At 43.0% G+C, this 21,397-nt stretch carries 19 protein-coding genes; 8 read left to right on the top strand and 11 right to left on the bottom strand.

Annotated elements, in window-relative coordinates:
• Window positions 1–106: 106 nt before the first annotated feature.
• Window positions 107–739: a DUF2959 domain-containing protein gene (locus tag ACLD71_RS18180; protein ID WP_411991564.1), complete on the bottom strand. Its 633-nt coding sequence runs from the start codon at window positions 737–739 to the stop codon at window positions 107–109.
• Entirely contained in the window at window positions 736–966 is a 231-nt protein-coding gene (locus ACLD71_RS18175) for a hypothetical protein (RefSeq protein WP_137674649.1), read from the bottom strand. Before ACLD71_RS18175 ends, ACLD71_RS18180 begins: the two co-directional genes overlap by 4 nt.
• Before the next feature lie 213 nt (window positions 967–1,179).
• On the opposite strand from ACLD71_RS18175, the gene ACLD71_RS18170 reads away from it, so the two are divergent.
• Window positions 1,180–2,313 (top strand): exonuclease SbcCD subunit D, encoded by a 1,134-nt coding sequence (locus ACLD71_RS18170; RefSeq protein ID WP_411991563.1) that lies wholly within the window; start codon window positions 1,180–1,182, stop codon window positions 2,311–2,313.
• Window positions 2,313–5,375, top strand: a complete 3,063-nt coding sequence (locus tag ACLD71_RS18165) for an AAA family ATPase (RefSeq protein ID WP_411991562.1) — start codon at window positions 2,313–2,315, stop codon at window positions 5,373–5,375. Before ACLD71_RS18170 ends, ACLD71_RS18165 begins: the two co-directional genes overlap by 1 nt.
• A 69-nt stretch (window positions 5,376–5,444) precedes the next feature.
• On the opposite strand, the gene ACLD71_RS18160 is transcribed toward ACLD71_RS18165, so the two are convergent.
• The 6 genes from ACLD71_RS18160 to dinG form a co-directional block, all read right to left on the bottom strand.
• Window positions 5,445–6,281: an outer membrane protein OmpK gene (locus tag ACLD71_RS18160; protein WP_137674646.1), complete on the bottom strand. Its 837-nt coding sequence runs from the start codon at window positions 6,279–6,281 to the stop codon at window positions 5,445–5,447.
• Window positions 6,282–6,573: 292 nt separating this feature from the next.
• Window positions 6,574–6,735 (bottom strand): pleiotropic regulatory protein RsmS, encoded by a 162-nt coding sequence (gene rsmS, locus ACLD71_RS18155; protein WP_137674645.1) that lies wholly within the window; start codon window positions 6,733–6,735, stop codon window positions 6,574–6,576.
• A 76-nt stretch (window positions 6,736–6,811) separates the two neighbouring features.
• Entirely contained in the window at window positions 6,812–7,579 is a 768-nt protein-coding gene (locus ACLD71_RS18150) for a DUF2057 family protein (RefSeq protein WP_411991561.1), read from the bottom strand.
• Between the two features lie 3 nt (window positions 7,580–7,582).
• The gene (gene priC, locus ACLD71_RS18145) at window positions 7,583–8,191 is read right to left on the bottom strand and encodes a primosomal replication protein PriC (protein ID WP_411991560.1); all 609 of its coding nucleotides are present in this window, start codon (window positions 8,189–8,191) and stop codon (window positions 7,583–7,585) included.
• Window positions 8,179–8,958 (bottom strand): TSUP family transporter, encoded by a 780-nt coding sequence (locus tag ACLD71_RS18140; RefSeq protein ID WP_137674642.1) that lies wholly within the window; start codon window positions 8,956–8,958, stop codon window positions 8,179–8,181. The genes priC and ACLD71_RS18140 overlap by 13 nt, the downstream gene beginning before the upstream one ends.
• Window positions 8,958–10,982: an ATP-dependent DNA helicase DinG gene (dinG, locus tag ACLD71_RS18135; RefSeq protein ID WP_303512900.1), complete on the bottom strand. Its 2,025-nt coding sequence runs from the start codon at window positions 10,980–10,982 to the stop codon at window positions 8,958–8,960. The genes ACLD71_RS18140 and dinG overlap by 1 nt, the downstream gene beginning before the upstream one ends.
• Window positions 10,983–11,330: 348 nt before the next feature.
• On the opposite strand from dinG, the gene ACLD71_RS18130 reads away from it, so the two are divergent.
• Window positions 11,331–12,350, top strand: a complete 1,020-nt coding sequence (locus tag ACLD71_RS18130) for a porin (RefSeq protein WP_411991559.1) — start codon at window positions 11,331–11,333, stop codon at window positions 12,348–12,350.
• A 373-nt stretch (window positions 12,351–12,723) separates the two neighbouring features.
• On the top strand, window positions 12,724–13,758 hold the full coding sequence (locus ACLD71_RS18125) for a porin (RefSeq protein ID WP_411991558.1): 1,035 nt from the start codon (window positions 12,724–12,726) through the stop codon (window positions 13,756–13,758).
• Between the two features lie 70 nt (window positions 13,759–13,828).
• Here the strand turns inward: ACLD71_RS18125 and ACLD71_RS18120 are convergent, their stop codons facing one another.
• Both ACLD71_RS18120 and ACLD71_RS18115 read right to left on the bottom strand, forming a co-directional pair.
• Window positions 13,829–14,203, bottom strand: coding sequence for a TraR/DksA family transcriptional regulator (locus ACLD71_RS18120; protein WP_137674638.1), 375 nt, complete (start codon window positions 14,201–14,203; stop codon window positions 13,829–13,831).
• Window positions 14,204–14,384: 181 nt separating this feature from the next.
• Window positions 14,385–15,323, bottom strand: a complete 939-nt coding sequence (locus ACLD71_RS18115) for a tRNA-dihydrouridine synthase (protein ID WP_137674637.1) — start codon at window positions 15,321–15,323, stop codon at window positions 14,385–14,387.
• 431 nt (window positions 15,324–15,754) lie between these two features.
• Between ACLD71_RS18115 and apt the strand changes: the two genes are divergently transcribed.
• From apt to ACLD71_RS18095, 4 genes are all read left to right on the top strand, one after another.
• The gene (gene apt / locus ACLD71_RS18110; RefSeq protein ID WP_137674636.1) at window positions 15,755–16,300 is read left to right on the top strand and encodes an adenine phosphoribosyltransferase; all 546 of its coding nucleotides are present in this window, start codon (window positions 15,755–15,757) and stop codon (window positions 16,298–16,300) included.
• Between the two features lie 14 nt (window positions 16,301–16,314).
• On the top strand, window positions 16,315–18,684 hold the full coding sequence (gene dnaX, locus ACLD71_RS18105; RefSeq protein WP_411991557.1) for a DNA polymerase III subunit gamma/tau: 2,370 nt from the start codon (window positions 16,315–16,317) through the stop codon (window positions 18,682–18,684).
• 71 nt (window positions 18,685–18,755) lie between these two features.
• Window positions 18,756–19,082 carry a YbaB/EbfC family nucleoid-associated protein gene (locus ACLD71_RS18100; RefSeq protein WP_137674634.1) on the top strand — a complete coding sequence of 109 codons (327 nt, stop codon included), beginning with the start codon at window positions 18,756–18,758 and terminating at the stop codon, window positions 19,080–19,082.
• 92 nt (window positions 19,083–19,174) lie between these two features.
• On the top strand, window positions 19,175–19,600 hold the full coding sequence (locus ACLD71_RS18095) for a DUF3010 family protein (RefSeq protein WP_137674633.1): 426 nt from the start codon (window positions 19,175–19,177) through the stop codon (window positions 19,598–19,600).
• Between the two features lie 80 nt (window positions 19,601–19,680).
• On the opposite strand, the gene asnB is transcribed toward ACLD71_RS18095, so the two are convergent.
• Window positions 19,681–21,345, bottom strand: a complete 1,665-nt coding sequence (gene asnB, locus ACLD71_RS18090; protein ID WP_137674632.1) for an asparagine synthase B — start codon at window positions 21,343–21,345, stop codon at window positions 19,681–19,683.
• Window positions 21,346–21,397 lie beyond the last annotated feature (52 nt).

Raw genomic sequence — 21,397 nt, 5'->3', positions numbered from 1 at the left:
TACTGCATTTTTATGAAGGAATTGTTACAGGTAGGGCTAAGAAGAAGATTGAGAAACGAGTGCGTAAATAAAAGGCTACAATTGATGTTTTTGTAGCCACTAGGGTTTATTTCATGGTAGCAATAAACTTGTCTGACTCAGCTATCGCTTTGCTCATTTGCTGAATCACGTCTGCAACCTCTTGCTCTAAGCGTGCGAATTCTTTGCCTACAGAGCCAATAGCTCGCGCATTTAGATTGTGTTTTAAATAAAGCTGATTGTCGTTTAAACGGCTTAACACTGGCGCCATTTGTGATTCGGCTCGGCGCATTGCTTTTAGCATTGCTGCATAGCGCTTTTTAGTGTCGGCGAGTTGAGTTTCGCTTTCCGCTCTCAAGCTGGTTGATTGATACTGTTCCAGCTCGCCTTGCCATTCATCAAACAAAGCTTCGGCCACGCTATCAACTTCATCAATGCGCTCACTCACTAGTTCAGCAGCAGCTTTGGAATCTTTATATTGATCATTTACTTGGTCGTAAATAGCTTCTAAATCACCGCCATCAAAATTGGTCAGCGTTTTAAGGTGTTCCAACGCAGAAGTAAATTGTTGCTGTGCATCTTGTTGGCTTTCTTGGGCATCTTCAACTCGGTCGACCAAAATTTCACGTTTGTGATAACCCACTTTTTCCATGGCCGAGTAGTAAGTAGATTCACAGCCAACAAGGAAGATGAGCAACAAAAAGGGCGAGAGCAGTTTCATCGTGAACCTCCAGGAGAAAAGCGCGCAGCATCAATAATGGCCCAAATATGAACGATAACGGCAATAATCACCGGAAATACTACGAGCCACAGTGCGTAACCTGCAGCGGTAAAAATAAAGAATAGTATAGCTGGCAGTATCCGCCCTTGTACCAATTGGCCAAGACCCGGGATAAAAAAACTACATATGGCGGCGAGTACATTGCCGGTAGAACCTTGTTCAGTCACAGCTCTTCCTTGAAACGAGATAAATAATTTAACTTATGTTGCCAGAGTATTTAATCGGGCGCGAGTTTAGTTAGCCATTTTTGATGTAATGCTGCCCAGTGAGGCGAATAGGCTTAGTTTTGTCGTTGGCTTATTGATTGTCATCACTGATAATAAGCATCAGCTTTTTTGAGAAAAATCTTTTTTCTCATTTACTTAGACCACGGATATTGAATGAAATTTCTCCATACATCAGATTGGCATTTAGGCCGACAGTTGCACAATCAATCTTTGCTTGAGGATCAAGCCTTTGTATTGGAACAGATTGTGAGCTTGGCCAAGCAGCACGATGTTGATGCATTAATTGTTGCTGGAGATATCTTCGACCGCTCTGTTCCACCCAGCCAAGCAGTAGCCTTGTTAGATGAAGTATTACACCAATTAGTTAATGAGTTGGGGATAAGCGTGATTATGATTGCTGGTAATCACGATGGCGCTCAACGCTTAGCTTTTGCTTCGCGGCATATGCAAAATTTACATATCGTAGGCCCCTTAAAGAATCAGATAAAACCTATCATGATTAAGTCTAAGACTGGTGAAAACACGGCGTTTTATGGTTTACCTTATGCAGAGCCTGCAACGGTAAGAGAGGTATTTGATTGTGAGGTGTCAAGTCACCAGCAAGCCATGCAAGTGCTGCTTAAACAAGTCAGCGAGCAAGATAGCCAAACAGCGAATAAGGTTGTTATAGCTCACTGCTTTTTAGATGGTGGGGATGAATCTGAATCAGAGCGACCGCTCAGTATTGGCGGCGCAGACAAAATATCGCCGAATTTATTTACCTCTTTTTCTTATGCCGCACTTGGCCATTTACACGGGCCTCAATACAAAGGCGACTCGCATGTGCGTTATTCTGGGTCGCCACTTAAATATTCGTTTAGCGAACAGCACCAAAACAAATCAATAACTTTGGTTGAACTGAATGGTGATGATTATCAATTTGAATTACTGCCCTTAAACCCCTTACGTGATGTACGCATTATTGAGGGAATGCTAGACGATGTTATTAGTGCAGGCGCAACCGACACCAATAACAACGACTATTTAATGGTAAGGCTACTCGATAAGTCCGCCATATTAGATGCAATGGGTAAGTTAAGAAACGTATACCCCAATGTATTACATTTAGAACGTACCGGTTTAATGGCAGAGAATCAGCAGTTGGCTTTGCATCGTGAACATGTACAAAAAGGTGAATACGACATGTTTAGCGATTTCTTTTCTCAGGTATCAGGAGAAAGCTTGAGTGACGAGCAACAAAGCTTGCTAAAAGCCACCATCGAATCACTGCACACTGGAGACCAATAATGCGCCCCATTAGCTTGCGCATGAGCGCTTTTGGTCCGTTTGCTGGCACCGAGTTTATTGACTTCTCTCAGCTAGGACGCAATCCGCTGTTTTTGCTTAACGGCCCCACTGGCGCCGGTAAAACCACCATTTTAGATGCGATGTGTTTTGCCTTGTACGGTAAAAGCACCGGAGATGAACGAGAAGCAGCACAAATGCGCTGTGATTTAGCCGATGAATCACTGCTTACCGAGGTGGTTTTTGAATTTGAACTTGGCCAACAGCGTTATCGTATTCGCCGCGTGCCTGATCAAGAACGGCTTAAAAAGTCTGGAGACGGAGTTACCAAGCAAAAACCAGAAGCGCAGTTGTCCAAAATAGCAGACGATGGCAGCGAAACTTTATTGGTACCGGCTAAAGTGTCTGAAGCAAATACTGAAATGGAAGCGCTAACGGGTTTAGATGCCGACCAGTTTCGCCAAGTGATGGTATTGCCTCAAGGCAAATTTAGGCAATTGCTAATGGCTGACTCTAAAGAGCGAGAGAAGATCTTTAGTCAGCTTTTTCAAACGCACATCTACCGAAAAATAGAAGACAGCTTAAAAAGCCAGGCCGCCAGTATTCGAAACGCCGCTGCTGAGCAGAAAAATATTCGCGAAGGTATATTGCAAAGTGCTGATTTAAGTCAAGAGCAAGATTTACAGGAAGAACTTGCAACGTTGGACGAAGCGCTTAACACTGCAAGCAACGATAAAGCGCAGTCAGACAAAGCGTACGATGAAGCGAGTAAGCAGTTTGAAGTAGCTAAGTTACTTAGCGCAGACTTTGAGCAGCAAACTAGCTTAAAAGCGTCTTTGGCTTTACTGACCAAACAAAAGCCTAGTATAGACAAGCAACAACTAAACTATGACCAAGCGAAGGCTGCTCGAGCAATAGAGAAATTTGACACAGATTACCGCGTTCGTTTTAACGAAGCTAAGCAAGCAAGCCTAGCGCAAACCCAAAGCGAAACCGAATTAAGCCAAGCCAAGCAAAGTTTGGATGATGCTGAGCAGTTGTTTAAGCAAGTTCCCGAGAAAGATGCGCAGTTAAATGTTGCCCAGGAGCAACTTCGATCATTACAAAGCTTTAAGCCTTTATTAGAAGAGCTAAATAAGTTTAATGGCTTACATAAGGCTGAGCAGCAGAAGCTTGATCTGCAAGCTGAACAAGGTAAAGCGCTAAAGCAGCAGCTTAGTGATACCACTGAGCAAAAAGCCAAGCTGCTTCAACAACAAAGTGAATTACGCCAGCAAGCTGATACTCAGGCCGCAAAGCAAAAGATTTTGGGCGTTGCAGAGCAAAGCGTAGAACAAGGTAAGCAATTAGCTGCATTAAATAAGCAACTGGCCGAAAGCCAACAGGCCATGGAACAATCAGCTGGACAGGGCAAGCGCTTACGAGAGCAACACCAACTTGCGGAACAATTTGCAAACCAAACCGAGTTTAATTGGCACCAAGGCCAAGCGGCCATTATGGCAAAACGGTTAAACCAGGGGGACGCGTGTCCTGTTTGTGGTAGCCAAGAGCACCCACATTTGGCTGCTAGTGATGGTGAGCTGCCTAGTGAGGGTGACGTAAAACACGCGAGAGAAAGTGAGCAACAAGCTAAAGACAAATTAGTAGAAGCACGCCAGCAATACTCAGTGTTAAAAGCGCAATTATCTGAATGGGAGGGTCAGCAACAAAACATACACCAGCAAATGGCCAGCAAGGCTAGTTTGTCGCTACCAGCGCTTACTGCTGAGTTGGAACAGGCGCAGCAAGCCTTAGCCACTGCCCACCAAGCGCATAAAAAAGTGGCTGAACTGCAACAGCAAATTGAACAAACTACCCACGCTGAGCAAGCACTGCAAAATAAAGTTGAACTTGCTAAAGACGCTTACCGAAACATTAAAGAGCAAATGGGTGTTTACCAAGCGCAGCATGAGCGAGCTGAGCAAAATTTACCTGAGCAATACCGAGAGCCTCAATTGCTGGAACAGGCAATTGAGCAGCAAAGTGCTAAAACCGAAAGTTTGAAACAAAACATAAGTACTGTTAATCAGGCTTATAATGCGGCAAGAGAAGCGTTAAGTGCAAAGCAATCGGGCGCTACGGCTGCCAAGCAAAGCCTTAAGCTCGCTCAACAAACCTTAGGTGAAGCTAAAATTACTTTTAGTGAGCAGTTAGCCGGTTCGTGTTTTGATAATGAAGGAGCGTTTAACATAGCCCTTAACAGTTTAAGTGATGAAGAGTTCTCTGAGTTAGAAGCACTGTTGCTGTCATTTAATCAACATCTTACTAAAACCACGGTTCTTTTGGAACAGGTCAAAGCTAAGCTCAAAGGCAAAAAACAACAAAATGTAGAAGCCTTAGAGCAGGCACTGGTAGGGCATTTAACGCTACGTAATCAACATGATGTTCAATGGAATAAGCTAAATAGTAGGCAACAGACTTTACAGGATATTCAACAAAAGCTACTTAATGCAGATAAAAATGCAGAGAGTTTGCAAGCAAAGTATAACGTTGTCGGCACCTTGGCTGATGTAGCTAACGGTCAAACGGGTAACAAAATTAGTTTGCAGCGCTTTGTATTAAGTGTGTTGCTAGATGATGTATTGCTGCAAGCAAGTCAACGCTTACAGTTAATGAGTAAAGGCCGCTACCAACTTATTCGCAAAGAACAACGGGCTAAAGGTAATAAAGCCTCTGGTTTAGAGCTAGAAGTGGAAGACAGTTACACCTCTAAAGTTCGTTCGGTAGCTACCTTAAGTGGCGGCGAAAGCTTTATGGCTGCACTAGCCATGGCATTAGGTTTGTCGGATGTTGTGCAAGCTTATGCCGGCGGTATTAAGTTAGACACCTTGTTTATCGACGAAGGCTTTGGCAGCTTGGATCAAGAGTCGTTAGATTTGGCGATTCGTACCTTAATTGATTTACAAAGCTCAGGGCGAATGGTGGGCGTTATTTCTCATGTGGCTGAAATGAAAGAACAAATAACCAGCCGAATAGATGTTCTAAAACAGAGTGGCGGTAGCACAACCCACATTGTTATGCCTTAACAATGCTATAAAAAAAAGGGTAGCTTACGCTACCCTTTTACTTTGCTACTGACTCAAGCTACATGGTAATTATATTTTGTAGATGATTGCAAAGTAGTGACCGAATCCAGTAGTTTCTTGAAGTGGACCAGTAGGGTACAACTCCGCACCATCTTTCATGCCATAGGTATCGTAAAAATATTTAAGACCGTAACCTGCTGAAAAGCGGTCTGAATGCCAGTAGATACCGTGGTAGGTTTGACCACCTGAGGTCGTGCGGTTTGCTTGGTCTGAATATCCGTCAGCACCAAACATATGATCCCAGTAACCCTGGTATGAAATAAAGCTATCATTTTCGAAGAAGTAAATTGGTTTGAACCAGTTGGTAGAAAACTGGTAACCATTCCATGAGCTTTCGTCATCGTTACCGAAGTTTTTTGCACTGTAACGAGCGTACAGGTTCATACCCATTTTGCCCAACCATGGCACATTTACGTCAGAACCAAGACCAATAAAGTGTTCTTGTTGTTCTTGACCAAAGTTGTTTAAGTTGGCTATGTAAACTTCTTGAACTGGACCAAATGACAAGTCTTTGCCTGTCACTGCATCTAATGAAAGACGAGGGGCAAATTTCATGAACATGCCACCAGTTTCATGTTTAGTGCTACTGCTGCTATTGGTAATGTCGAAAACATCAACGTAACCGTAGAAATCGAAGTAGCCAGAACGACCACCAAACTCCATTTCTAGGTAGGTGTCTTTGTAGCCTTCATCAACATTGTGCGGCTTTTGATCGATGGTATGCATAAGGTTGAATTGCATCCATTTGTAATCGCCAGCATGTACATCTTCTTTTGGCTCAACAGCGTTTGCTGAAAAAGATGACACGGCAAATAGTGCAGCGCTAATCAGTCCAAGTTTTTTCATAAGGGTAGTTCCTTGTTCACATTTAGGTGAATTACCGAGTGTGTTTTGTTTTGAGTTCGGCGGAAATTCTATAGATGAAGGGAACTAAAGTTCAGAGATAGATCACAAAAAACTGCGCAGTAAATGCTCAATTAAATTATATTAACCCTATATGTGTATAACTTTTGGTGGTTGATAATAAAATATTAAAAATTTTATATAAAAATCAACATTGTTTTAGTTATGGGCTTTGCCGCTAAAAAGAGACGGCTTGTCCAAAGAAATGTTAAATTGTGGCGGGTTATATAGATTTTTATTCTTTGGCGTTTTTAGATTTTTCTAGCTTGTGTTTATAGTCGTTACCAATAATCTCTAAAGCTTTTAATACCACCTCTGGTTCGATTTGGTTTTCTTCGAGTAATTGAATGAGATCAACGGCCAGCTGAACATGTTTGGGGGCAGAAGAAAGAGACATAATTGACCTACGGAAGACTATTGAGGGGAGAGGAGAAATTAAGGCTTGAGTTAACGATTTAACTCAAGCCTTACTATTATTGCTGTTGGATTACCCAAATTTGAAATGCTTTACGGGTTGCAGCGTCTGAACGCTGATACCAAAACTGTAGCATTTGTAATTCAGTGTTATCACCACTAGGCATTACTACATCAGCTTCTGGTGCAGCAGCGGGCTCGTTACTAGCAACGGCAGCTGTTGTTGCTACCACTGCTGTAGCCGCAGCGGCGGTATTAGTAGTAGATGTTGATGCTGTAGTTGTTGGCTCCGCCTTTACGGTATTGCTAGCCGCAACCGCTGTGCTGGTAGTGGCAACTGCTGCAGCCGTTGTGTTTGCTTGTGTTGCTTCAATGGCTGCAATCTCTTCTAGGTAATCACGAGAGAATTGCATACCTGACTTTAACGGTAAAACGTAGTGCGTAGAGTCAACCGCGCCACCATTATTGCTTTTTAAACTAAACGTAGGCTTGTCTGCGAACTTCTTGGCCTTACTAATGCTACGTGGTTGTTTAGCTGATAAAACGATGTCTTGGTTTTCTTTAACATTTAGATTGATAACAATCGGTTGAGATTTAATGATTTCAGAATTGCTATTAGAGCCAACATTGTCACTGTAACGCACGACAATTTGATGGGGACCTGTGGTGAGGTCGGCGTCTGTTTTGCTTAAACTAAAAGTACCAGTAGACTGTTTATCTACATACATAATCTCGAAATGAGTCGGTGTAGAAAAGCTTGCGGCTAATGCATTAAAGCTGGCGATACAAGCAAATGTTAATGTTACAGTCTTCCCTAAGAATCGCATGAATTACTCCTTAAAGCGTGATTCTATCTGATTAATTTTCTGTTCTAGTTTCCAAGTGGTTTTCTGACACTCACCTAAGCGACTCTTTAGACTGAGGATCTCTGCACTTAGTCTAGCAGTATCTGTCTTGAGATTACTACGATTAAGTACTTGGTTTTTTTCGGCAATTTTTTGCTCAAGTTGTTGCTCAAACTGTTTCTGTTGAGAAAGCTTCTCGTGTAGCTCAGAACGGTTGCCTGAACTCATCACTTTATCTAAGCGCTTTTGCCAGTTTTGAATACGCTTTTGCTGAGGAATTGCTTGCTGTTTTGCATGGCGATTTGCTTTAGATATTTTGCTTTGCAGCATGGCAAATTTACCCACAAACCTATCGCAATACAGTTGGAGTAGTTCTAGGTCTTGGGTTTTTTCACTTAACAGGTGGATTCGATTTAAGTCTTGCTCTAGTTCTGTCACGTAATCGCTAAACAGATCACTACGGCAACTAAAGCGCTCATCTAATACTGCCGTTTTGGCGTAAGCGCTGCGCTCGCCTTGAAGATCACGATGCTCTGCTTGCTGCTTTAAGTGCAGCAGTTTTTGGCTTAGCGTTTGAAGCTCTAGCTGAACCATGCTTGCCACGCCAGTTTACCGGCAATTACCATGACAACAGTAATGAACACGGGGCGAATAAATTTCGCGCCAAAATGGATGGCTGAATGGGCGCCTACCACTGCGCCAAGCATAATGCTTACGCCCATGGTTAAACCAATTGCCCAATTAACGTGACCTAAATAGACGAAGGTAATAAAAGAAACAAAGTTACTGGTAAAGTTCATCGCCTTGGCTAAACCAGACGATAACAGTATGTTCATTTTGTAGAGTGCCATAGACGATACTGTCCAAAATGCACCAGTACCTGGGCCGGCCACACCATCATAAAATCCGAGGCTTAAGCCTTGCCCCACCATTTGCTTAGTGAGTTTTTTACTGGTTTTAGGTAGCACTGCTTGGCCATCTGCTTGTTTTCTATTTACTACGGTATAAACCGCTGTGGCCATAATCACTAAGGGCAGCAGTTTTTCTAACCATTGAGTACTTATAAAGTCGACAATAAAGGTGCCGAAAAACGCTCCAATTGCCGTAGCAACAAAGCTCCAAATCCAAAACACTGGATTAAACAATTGTTTTCTATAAAAAGTCCAAGCGGCGGTGCTAGAGCCAAAGCTAGCGGCTAACTTATTAGTGCCTAAGGCTATATGTGGCGGTAGACCAATACTTAATAAGGCGGGAATAGTGAGTAGGCCGCCGCCACCTGCAATGGCATCAATAAAGCCTGCGGTTAGCCCTATGCCGATAATAAGCAGCAAAACAGAGGAGTCGAGTCCCAATTCCAACATTAACTATCACTTCTTTTATATGGGGGTAATGCAGCCAATAATTGGCTACCGTAGCGGCGCGAACTTAGCCGACTATCAAGCAGCACGATTCTACCTGAATCACTTTCTTTTCTCATTAACCTTCCACAGCTCTGGATGAGTTTTCTACTCGCGCTTGGCAATGTTAGCAACATAAAAGGATTTTGATTTCTACTTTCTAACAACTCCGCGTGGCTAGCCATAACCGGTTCTGTGGGAACCGCAAACGGTAAGCGAGCAATCAGGAGATCCGTCAATAGCTCACCCGGCAAATCGATACCCTCACTAAAGCCGATAGTTGCCAAAATAGTGCTGGTTTGATGCTGCTTTCTGCAATCACGGTGTTTAGCTAATAGTTGCTGGTTGGTGAGTTTACCCTGTACCCAAAGGTTGCTGATGTTGTGTTTTTCTAAGTGCTCTGCAACCAAATCAACTAAACGGTATGAGTTACACAGCACTAATACCCCTCCTTTATTTTGCTGTGCTGCTAAAACGTAATCAGCAACACTGCGAGCAAAATCTGGATGGTCTGGCTCAGGCAACCTACTCGGTACTTGCAATTCTACTTGCTGATAATTAAAAGGAGAGGGCAGTTTCACTAATTGTTCAGAAGGCAACTTAGGCAAGCCTACTTGATTTAAGTAATAGGAGAAATTGCCTAAGGCACTTAAGGTAGCCGACACCGCAATGACCGAGAATGCATCTTGCCAAAGCAACTGCTGAAGCACACCACCAATTTCAATGGGAGAGCTGCATAACAGTAGTTCTTTTTCTTTTTGGCTAAACCAAAATGCAGTGTTTTTTTGATTATTTTCATTGGCGTAACTAAATAAAGTGTCGACCCACGACTCACTAAGGTGTTGCATAGGGCTTAATTGGCTAAGTAACGCTTCTGCTTGTGATGACTTTAATTGGTTGTCTGCCACACTTTCTTGAATCACACCAGCAAAGTGTTGCAGGCAACTACCAAGCTTATTGGCTTCTTTAAAGTAGTTACTTGCTAAATTGGTAATGGCAGTTGGCGTTTTGGCTAAAGGAAAACGCCAATGCCCACTTTGTTCAAAACTAGCTTTGTTATCAATTGCGATATCTTTGAGCTTATTAAAGCATCGGCTAAGTTCAACGCAGGCTTCTTTTAGCTTAATACTTGTACCTGCAATGCTTGAAGGGTTAAGTACCGTTGCTAAATGCTTGTCTAACTCCTTAATGTTTTCTAGTTCTTTTAATGCATAACGTAAGCCTAGTTGGTTGGCGCTGGCTTCGCGGGCAATATCTGGGAATTGATGCGCTTCGTCTAATATATAGATGCAATCTTCGGCTGGCGGCAATATATGGCCACTACCTGCATGTAAGTCAGCCAGTAGCAAACTGTGGTTGGCAACAATAACATCAGCCTTTTTCAATCCTTTACGCGCTTTATGAAAAGGGCAGCTGCGGTGCCTAGCTGACTGAACTGAACAACTTAAGCCATCTACCACAACGTGTTGCCATATTTGCCAAGGAATTTGGGCTGGCCAAGTATCTCGGTCTCCGTCCCATTTACCTTGTTGCAGCGCTACTGCCATTCGCTTCGCTAAATCGGCGTGTTTAGGTGTTAAACCCACCTCAGGAGAAATGGCCGCAACCAGTTTATGGGCGCAACAATAGCGTTGACGCCCCTTCGCTAAGCAAAACTGAAACTCGCCATGCGCGGCTAAATGCACCAAGGGAATGTCACTATCTATAAGCTGTTGTTGCAACGCGACTGTAGCGGTAGAGATAACTACTTTCTTATTTAAGGCTCTTGCCAAAGGGATAGCGGCCAATAAATAAGCAAGAGATTTTCCCGTTCCTGTCCCCGCTTCTGCTAAAAGCACCCGTTGTTTGCGATTTATATCTCCCGCAATTGTTTTGGCAATCTGAGCGATTAAAGCAGTTTGTGCAGATCTAGTAACAAATTCTGGATTTTGTTCCTGCAGGGTCTTATACCAATGGCGAATTCGTTTCTTGTTTTTTTCTGTTAACATGAATTCCTCAATGTTGTTAACAACTTATAACTACCTTTATGTTCTTTACCTGAACATTATAGATTAGAGCTGTGGCATAAAACACTGCAAATAAATAAAATAATTGGTTTAAATACTGTTAGATGTAGATCACGTTTTTGTCTCTATTACATTCTTTTATCATGCTTGATTACAGATTGACCGCTGTAAAAGCACGTGTATACAGGGTTTTACGTGATTTTATAAAAGTTCAATTTTTTATTGCAAAAAAATTTCAGCTTGATAATGTATTGACCAGACAGTGAGAAATCACTGTCGCACAGGGAATTTAAGGAACAAGTGTTTAATTGCTAAGAAGGCACAGGAAAAATGAAAAAAACAATTCTAGCGGTAGCAATACCAGCTCTATTCGCAGCATCTGCACAAGCTGCAACTGTATATGACGCCGACGGCATCACTGCTGAACTTTACGGTCGTATGCAATTCGATATTACTGATCCAGGCGAAAAAGATAAGTCTGACATTGACGGTGTTGGTTCTGCTCGTATGGGCTTTAAAGCAAAATCTGAAATTGCATCAGGTGTTTACGGTTTAGCTCGTGGTGAATGGCAAATCCGTGCTGAAAACAGCGGCGAGTCAGCTAAACAACTTTCAGCTCGTCACATCTATGCTGGTTTTGAGTTTGATGAAGGCGGCACTGTAGTATTTGGTCAAACTGATACTGCATTCTACCAAGCTGTTGCTGCTACTGATATCTTCAATACCTACGGTTACGAAGCTTTCACAGCAATTGAAGATGGTCGCCAAGAAGGTCAAATCGTATATAACGGCGAATTTGGCGGTTTTTACGTAGGCGCTTCTTACCAATTCCGTGACGAGAACTTCAAACTTGGTTTTGGTAACCCTGATTCAGGTATTCCAGCTGAACCTACTCAAGCTTCATTAGATCAAGGTTACGCTGCTACTTTAGGTTACAACTTTGATTTCGGTCTTGGTTTGTACGGTGGTTACCACGTAGAAAAATTTGAATCTTTCGAAAATGGTTCAGTAGCTGGTGCTGACAAGAAAAACATGGCTCTATCTGCTACTTATTCTTGGGAAGACCTATACCTAGGTGCTGTATATGCTTCTACAGACTTAGACGGTGCTGAGCTAGAAGGTTATGATGTTGTTGCTTCTTACGACATCAATGCTGTTTCTCTATACACTGGTTACGCTGCTCAAGAAGGCAAAGGCGACGCTAGTAGTTTAGGCGATACAGCTAAAGCATTCAAACTTGGTGCCGCGTACAAGTTCAACAGCAACATGAAAGCATGGGCTGAGTACTTGAGCGACGGCCTTGAAGGCGCTGATGACCAATGGACTATCGCAGTACAATACAACTTCTAAGTTGATTGTTGTGATAGGCGCTTGTTAAGCGCTGTCCTATATAAAAGCTCGCTACGGCGAGCTTTTTTGTTTGTTATTTTTCTCTTTTTCACACCTAGATTCTGCCTACATTTCTTCACTCTGAGCTCTATTATTCATTTTGTGTATATCTGCTAGTTCTTGAATAGATAAACATTTTGTCAAACTCACTATTGCATTTTCAATAAACTATAAAAGTTCATAAAAACTTCAAAAAAATGTTGAATTCCCTCTCGTTTTCAGCAAATATGTCGGCCGTGAGAAGGACTTCACTGCACAAGGAAACCATTCAAAGGATGTAGCGAATGGGTCAAGGAAGAGATAAGTTATTAATCTCAAAATAGGCAGTGGAACATTGAAAAAGACAATTTTAGCAATCGCAATTCCAGCATTATTCACAGCTGGCGCAACTAACGCTCAAGAAATTTACAACGACGGCGAAAATTCATTCTCTATCGGTGGTCGCCTTAACCTTATGGTTGAGTCAGCAGACAACGGCGTAGAAGGCGAAGGCCGCGAAGCGCGTTCAGAAAACAACTCTTCACGCATTAACTTAAATTTCTCTCGCAAAATGAGCGAAAACGTTACTGCTCGCGCTACCATGGAATACGGTATCGATAATCCAAATGGCGACAGCGACGCTCCTTTCTTTAACCGTTTAGGTTTTGTAGCGTTTGACCACGCTGACTACGGTTCAATCTCTTACGGTAAGCAATGGTCTACTTACTACACTGTTACTGGCGTTACCGATGTATTCTGGGTATACGGCGGATCAGCAATGGGTATCTACGATGGTGGCCACGGTGAGACTGGTGCTGGTCGTGCAAACGATGCTCTACAATACAACGGTAGCTTCGGCGGCGTTAACTTAAGCGGTCAATACCAATTTGCTGATGAAAACGAAGGCCGCAAAGACAGCTACTCTGGTGCTGTATCTTACGATTTCGACTTCGGTCTAAATGTTGGCGCTACTTATCACCAAATGAACCGTACTGATGCCAAGAAAGCTGAAGTATCTAACGATGGCGACATTAAACTAACTGCATTGGCAGCTAGCTACAACCAAGGTCCTATCTACGCTGCTGTTTCTTACGGTGAGTTTAAAAACCACGTAGAGTTTGACGGCGCTACAGGTGTTTCAGACAAAGCTATGGGCCATGAAGGTGTATTCGCTTACACCTTAGACATGGGTCTACAACTTTACACTGGTTGGAACTACCAAGAAGACAAAAACTCAGAAGCTGATCTAAAAACTGCTTTAGTAGGCGCAATGTACGATTGGAACAACGTTCTTTTGTACACTGAGTACCAAGACGAGACTGTTAAGTCTACTTCTGGTAACAAAACTGACGACAACCGCTTAGCGCTTGGTGTTCGTTACAACTTCTAATCTGGCTTAAAAGTCGATAGAAGTAAAAAGGCCACCGCAAGGTGGCCTTTTTGTTAATCGCTATTTGTTATTAAAGAGCAAAGCTTTCGCGGCGCTTTGATAAGCGATGTTTATCACTACAGCGCTGGCAACGCTGCGTGCTAGGATCACTTGCCAATCTATCTAACTCAATAACTTCTTCACAGTCACTGCATAGCCCGTATAAACCTAGGTCGATTTGGCAAAGCGCGGCATCAACCCGCTTAAGCTGTTTAAGTTGAGCATTTAATTCTGAATACTGTAGTTTTAACGCTTGGTCAATGAGTTGTTCATTACTCAGTGATTGCAATTTGCCAGCAGTTAGCTTCAAGCTGGCTTTTTCGGAGGCAGTTAAAAATGAGATGATTTCAGACTTTAACTGCTCTAATTGCTGCGTAAGTCGCAACTGATAATCTGTAAATTCCACATTCAAGCCCAATTAAAAAGTGAATATGCAGTATAAACAGCAGAATAAGCACTGAGATATGATGTGAATCAAAAGCCTCTCCCTATAGCGCTATATGTCTACATTTATTAGGGTTTTGTTGATCTGATGCAGAAAATGATTAATTTTTGTGACAAAACATGAAATGATGAATTGGCTTTCGCTAACTGGCTTGTTGTAGGCGGATAGTATTAATAATTGTTGCGGTGTCTTTGTATATACGGATAGAGCGAAATAACTCATCAGCCTCAGGGTAGTAGCCAGAGAGGTACCTAAGCCATTGCTTTACTCGGCTTTGATAGTATTTTGATTTTTCGCTATTTATTTCATGTTGCGAATAACGAATAAGCAGTTCTATAACTGCTTCCCAAGATAATGGGGCTTCTTCTCCGCGAACCACTTTGGCTAAGTTAGGAATGGTAAGTGCGCCGCGGCCAATCATTACGTCGTCACAACCGCTCGCTTCTTGGCATTGTAAGTAGTTTTCTCTGTTCCACACTTCACCATTAGCAATAATGGGTATCGAAAATTGCTCTTTTACTTTTTTAATGTAATGCCAATGGGCAGGGGCTTTGTAGCCATCTAACTTGGTTCGGGCATGAATGGTAAGTTCATTTGCTCCAGCTTCTTGAACAGCTTGTACAATATCAAAGCAATCTTCTTTGTTTTCCCAGCCTAAACGGATTTTGGCAGAAACAGTATGTTGTTTTGGTACTGCTTGGCGAACCGCGCTTATTACCTCAAAGATAGATTGAGGGGCTTTTAACATAGATGCACCACCGCAGCTGCCGGTAACCGTATTACTTGGGCAGCCAAAGTTTAAATCTAGGCCATGCGAACCTAATTCGATAGCACGAACCGCATTTTCTGCCATTGGGCTAGGGTGTTGGCCAAGTAGCTGCACCCGCACAGGAGTGGTGTTATCAATGAAGCCGCCTTCATGTAACTCAGGACAGTACTTATAAAAAACTTTATCTGGCAGGGCAACATTAGTTACACGAATAAATTCGGTTACGCACCAATCGTATCCGCCACAACTGGACAAGAGCTGTCGCATTGAAGCATCGGCTACACCTTCCATTGGGGCTAAAACTACGCGCATAACTTACCTACCTAAAAAAGGGCGTTATTCTAACGGTTTGGCATATAGCAAGCCAGTGAAATTAACCATCTCACTAAGCAACCCGCGCTTTAGTTCGAATAGCTTTATCCTTTCTTTTTATGGGTATTTGTAGCAAACGGAGTCGCGTATAATTGATTTAGATCAATGTTGATTGGAATTAGTTTTAGGGTGTTTTTGAAATGGACCACGAGTTTAAAGAAAGTTATAACGTATTATATTTACTAGGTTTTATAGTGGCTCTACTGATCCCAACCTTACCATTGAGTTTGTCTTTACTTAAAATTTTAGCTTAAATTTTGTATTGTTTTTCAGGAAGCTCTACGTTGCTTTATGGCTGCAAACTGAGATAATTAAAGATTGTAAATAGCGCCCACCTTTATGGGCGTTTTTTTTGGACAATGGAAGCCGGTATGAGTAGCTCAAACCTCGAATATATTAAAAGCGCAATCAAAACTATCCCTAACTATCCTAAAGAAGGCATTTTGTTTAGAGATGTTACCAGCCTAATTGAAGACCCAAAGGCTTTTGCTTTAGTTATTCATGAATGGCAGCAACGTTTTGAAGACTTAGGTATTACCAAAATTGTTGGTACCGAAGCGCGCGGATTTATATTCGGTGCGCCTTTAGCCTTAGCTTTGGGTGTGGGTTTTGTTCCGGTGCGTAAACCTGGCAAATTGCCTCGTGAAGTGATTGGCGAAAGCTACGAGCTTGAATACGGCATGGATACACTTGAGATCCATACCGATGCGATTGAGCCTGGTGATAAAGTGTTGTTGGTTGATGATCTCATTGCCACCGGCGGTACCGCAGAAGCCTCAGTTAAGCTGATTCGTAAACTTGGTGGGCAGATAAATTATGCGGCCTTTGTGATAAACTTAGTAGACTTACCAGGCGCACAAAAGCTAACCACATTGGGCGTCGAATCTAGCTATTTAGTTGAGTTTGAAGGCGAATAGGACAAGCATATTTAATGAGTTATCAAGCCCTAGCAAGAAAATGGCGACCAAGAACATTCCAACAGGTAGTTGCCCAGCAACACGTGTTGGCAGGCTTGATTAATTCTCTTGATCAACAACGACTGCACCATGCTTATTTGTTTAGCGGTACTCGCGGTGTTGGCAAAACAACCATCGCACGTTTATTTGCTAAGAGCTTAAACTGCGAAGTAGGGGTATCGTCTCAGCCCTGCGGAAAGTGCAGTAATTGTATTGAAGTAGATCAAGGTAACTTTGTTGATTTATTGGAAATAGATGCTGCGTCTCGCACTAAAGTAGAAGATACCCGCGAGTTACTCGACAATGTGCAATATAGCCCTGCTAAGGGGCGTTATAAAGTCTACCTAATTGATGAAGTGCACATGCTGTCTCGCCACAGTTTTAATGCCTTGCTTAAAACTCTGGAAGAACCGCCAGAACACGTGAAGTTTTTGTTGGCGACTACCGATCCTCAAAAGCTTCCGGTTACTGTGTTATCTCGCTGTTTACAGTTTCAGCTTAAAGCCTTAAGCGAAGAGCAAATTGCTCATCAGCTAGCGTATATCCTCGATGCAGAGCAACGTCAGTATCAACCCGCTGCGCTTAACGCACTTGCCCATGCTGCAGACGGCAGTATGCGAGACGCTTTGAGTTTAACTGACCAAGCTTTAGCCTTATCTAATCAGCAAGTTGATTACCAACAAGTATTAGATATGTTAGGCGTGCTTGATCCTCACCAATTACGCCAATTGTTGTGTCATGTTGCAGCTGGTCAAACAGAATCGGTTTTTAGCAAAATATCTGAGTTGGCGACTATGGCGCCAGACTACGAGCAACTGCATCAGCAACTGGCTGAAATTATTCATAAAGTGTGCATGGCGCAAGTGTTGCCTGCTAGTCAAAATGACGAAACCATACAGATGTTAGCCGAGCAATTAGATGCGCAACTACTGCAGTTGCTTTATCAGATTGTGATTACCGGTAAACGTGACTTTGCTTATGCGCCTAGCCCACGTGGCGGCTTTGAAATGACCGTGTTACGCATGTTGGCGTTTCAACCTGCAGAGCAGGTAGAGCAACTCCCGCCAGAGCCACAAACAAATGCCACTCCGTCTAATGCTGAATTAGCTGACAACAGCTTGGTAAAAGAACAGCAAGAGATAATTGAGCAAGCGGAGCAACAAGGTTATCAAGTTGATGCCGCGCCGGTAAAAGCAGCTGCACCAGTATCAACACCGCCATCGCAAACAAAAGACGAGCGGGTAGTGCAGCGTGAGCAAAGTATTGCAAAGCTCAAAAATCAACTGCGTGGCAATGAGCCAGCAGACGATGTAAAACCCGCCGTATCGATTCATGGTCAAGAGCAGCAGGTTCCAGTGGCTAAATCACAAGCTGCAGCTACTACTGCTGAGTTAGTTCAACAGCCAAGCGAGCCTGCGGTTGCCATTGAACAACAATTACCTGCATCCGAAGCTGCTGCTACACATCCAGTAGAGCCGAATGAGCAATGGTCTGATCAAGCTACGCCTCCGACTCCTGTCGCACCGGTCAATGAAACTAGTGTCTCAGTAGATGATAGCTATTACGCGCATTTAGCAGAGATGGGTGGAGGCTATGATGAAGAACCTAATTACGCGGCGGATTATCAAACGCAAGATATGCATTCTGCTGTTCCCGTATCGTCAGCATCACCTTCGATTTCTAGTCCTAGTCCTAGTCCTGAGGTCAGTAGTGCTCCGGCCAAAGAGGATACCGCCTCATTATTGCAGTTGCGAAGCCAATTAAGAGCGCGAGGAAAAAGCGAAAAAAAGTCTGAAGAGGCTAGCGCCTCAAACAGCAAAAGCAGTACTTTAGCTCCAGCTCAAGCGGCAAAAACGGCCAATCATGGTGGGCAGCAGATTAGCTCGAACAATGAAGCGCTTACGCCTCCGCTTGCAGAGGGGTTAGCGCCGGCAGCACCAGAGCCATTTCAATCATCAGTGACCGATCATGATGAGAGATGGGCTGAAATGGTTAAGCATATGGACTTAGGCCCAATTGCTCGGCAAATAGCTATTAACTCCTTGTATCAACTTGCCGGTAGCACCGTAAAATTGTTACTTAAGCCTGATTTGTCTCACTTACCTAAACCCAGTTCTGTAGAAGAATTGAAGCAACAGCTTAGTCATTGCCTTCAGCTTAGTGCGGAATTAGATATTACGGTTGGTGAAGACTCAAACAGTAATACGCCGCTAGAGCTTGCTCAGTTACTTCATCAAAAAAATACCGAAGCAGCACGCGAGCGCTTATTGGAAGACCCCAATATTCAAGCGCTGCAACAACGCTTTGGTGCAGAATTAGATCACGACAGTGTGAAATACCACTGAACAACTTGATTTTCGACATTAATATCGATGTAATGTCGCTGTTATAACTAATAGAAGAGAAGAGAATAGTTATGTTTAAAGGCGGAATGGGTAACCTAATGAAGCAAGCGCAGCAGATGCAGGATAAAATGCAGCGCGCTCAAGAAGAAATCGCCAAAATGGAAGTTACTGGTGAGTCAGGTGCAGGCCTGGTTAAAGTTGTTATGCTAGGTAACCACAATGTACGTCGCGTTGAGCTAGATGAAAGCTTAATGGAAGATGACAAAGACATGATTGAAGATTTACTTGCAGCCGCTGTTAACGATGCAGTGCGTCGTGTAGAAGAAGCCAGTAAAGAGAAGATGGGTGACGTAACCGGCGGCATGCAAATGCCTCCAGGTATGAAAATGCCTTTCTAAATTGGCTTCAATTAGCTGATTGATTAGGCCGCGTTGCGGCCTTTTTTGTGCAACACTGATATTGCACGGTTTATTTTGTAACGGGTATTAATATGAAAGTATGTGGCGTAGAAATAAAAAGTAATGAAGTAATAATAAGCTTATTGAGTTTAGAAGATGGCTTGTTTCAAATACCCGATTGCCGCGTGCGTCGTTTAACCCTTAGCGATATTAATAGCACTCAGCATTTACGCGATTTTCAATTTGCTTTTGCTAAGTTAATGAGTGACTACAAAGTTGAAAAAGTGGCGATTAAACAACGCCCAATGAAAGGTAAGTTTGCGGGCGGGGCAGTGGGCTTTAAACTTGAAGCTGCCATTGAAGTGATCGCAGATCTTAATGTTCAGTTGATCTCAGCGCCTTATTCTAAGCAAATACTTAAAGATAACCCTATGCCTGTAGAATTCTCTGCCACTGGCCTTAAAGCTTTTCAAGAGGTGTCTTTTACCGCCGCTTATGTAGCTTGTATGTCTGAGTAGTATTTTACTGAGATATAAAAAAACCGATGCCATGGCATCGGTTTTTGCTTTTAAGCTGAGTTAACTAAGCCCAAAAGTGATTAGTACGCTTCGTTGTGTACCGATAGTACTGCACGACCTGAAGGATCGGCGTTGTTAGCGAAGCTCGCATCCCAAGCAATTGCTTCAGGTGTAGAACAAGCTACAGACTTACCGTGTGGTACACATTCTGCCGCTGAATCCTGCGGGAAGTGCTCTTCGAACATGCTACGGTAATAGTAAGCTTCTTTAGTATCTGGGGTATTAATTGGGAAGCGGAATGCCGCATTTGCCAATTCTTGATCAGATACTTCAAGCTCTACAAGTTCTTTAAGGCTGTCAATCCACGAGTAACCTACACCATCAGAGAATTGCTCTTTTTGGCGCCATGCGACTTCTGCTGGTAAGTAACCTTCAAAAGCTTCACGAAGGATGTGTTTTTCAATCTTGTCGCCAGCACACATTTTAGCTTCTGGGTTAATTCGCATTGCTACATCCATAAACTCTTTGTCTAGGAATGGAACACGGCCTTCAATACCCCAAGCGGCAAGTGATTTGTTGGCACGGTTACAATCGAACATGTGTAGTTTTTCTAGCTTACGCAGTGTTTCTTCATGGAACTCTTTGGCATTAGGCGCTTTGTGGAAGTATAAGTAACCGCCAAAGATTTCGTCGGCGCCTTCGCCAGACAATACCATTTTAATGCCCATAGCCTTAATTTTACGCGCCATTAAGTACATTGGAGTAGAAGCACGAATAGTTGTTACATCGTAGGTTTCTAGGTAGTAGATAACGTCTTTAATCGCATCAATACCTTCTTGAACCGTGAAGTGAATTTCGTGGTGAACTGTGCCTAAGTGCTTAGCAACTTTTTGCGCAGCAATTAGGTCTGGTGAGCCCACTAGGCCAACGGCAAATGAGTGCAGTTGCGGCCACCAAGCTTCAGAGTTGTCGTTATCTTCAATTCGCTTGTCTGCGTACATTTTAGTAATCGCAGAAATAACTGAAGAATCTAAACCACCAGATAGTAATACGCCGTATGGTACATCACACATTAGTTGACGCTTAACAGCGGCTTCTAAGGCTAATTTTAAATCTTCTACGCTAGCATCGTTGTTTTCAACCGCGCTGTAATCCATCCAATCGCGCTTGTAGTATTTAACTGGCTCGCCCGCCTTACTCCACAAGTAATGACCTGGAGGGAATTCACTAACGGTTTTACAAATTGGCGTTAGTGCTTTCATCTCAGAGGCAACATAAAAGTTACCGTGCTCGTCGTAACCGGTGTACAGCGGGATAATACCAATGTGGTCACGGCCAATTAAGTAAGCATCTTCTTCTGAATCGTACAAACAAAAGCCAAAGATGCCGTTTAGGTCATCTAAAAATTCAATGCCTTTTTCTTTGTACAAAGCCAAAATGATTTCACAGTCTGATTCAGTCTGGAATTCAAAATCAACATTAAGCTCAGCTTTAAGATCTTTGTGGTTGTAGATCTCGCCATTTACAGCAAGAGCGTGAGTTTTCTCGGGATTATAAAGAGGTTGTGCGCCGGTATTTACGTCTACGATAGATAAACGCTCATGCACTAAGATGGCATTTTTTGAAGTGTAAATACCTGACCAGTCCGGGCCACGGTGGCGTAAACGCTTTGACATCTCAAGTGCTTGCTTACGCAGCACACTGAGGTCAGATTTAATGTCTAGAACTCCAAATATGGAACACATACTCTTCCCTTAACTACTTTGTGTTTACTCGTGAACAAATGGTACTTCGCCA

The sequence above is a fragment of the Agarivorans sp. DSG3-1 genome (assembly GCF_046774965.1).
In the GTDB taxonomy this organism is placed as follows: Bacteria; Pseudomonadota; Gammaproteobacteria; order Enterobacterales; family Celerinatantimonadaceae; genus Agarivorans.
This window is presented reverse-complemented; position numbering and strand designations above follow the sequence as displayed.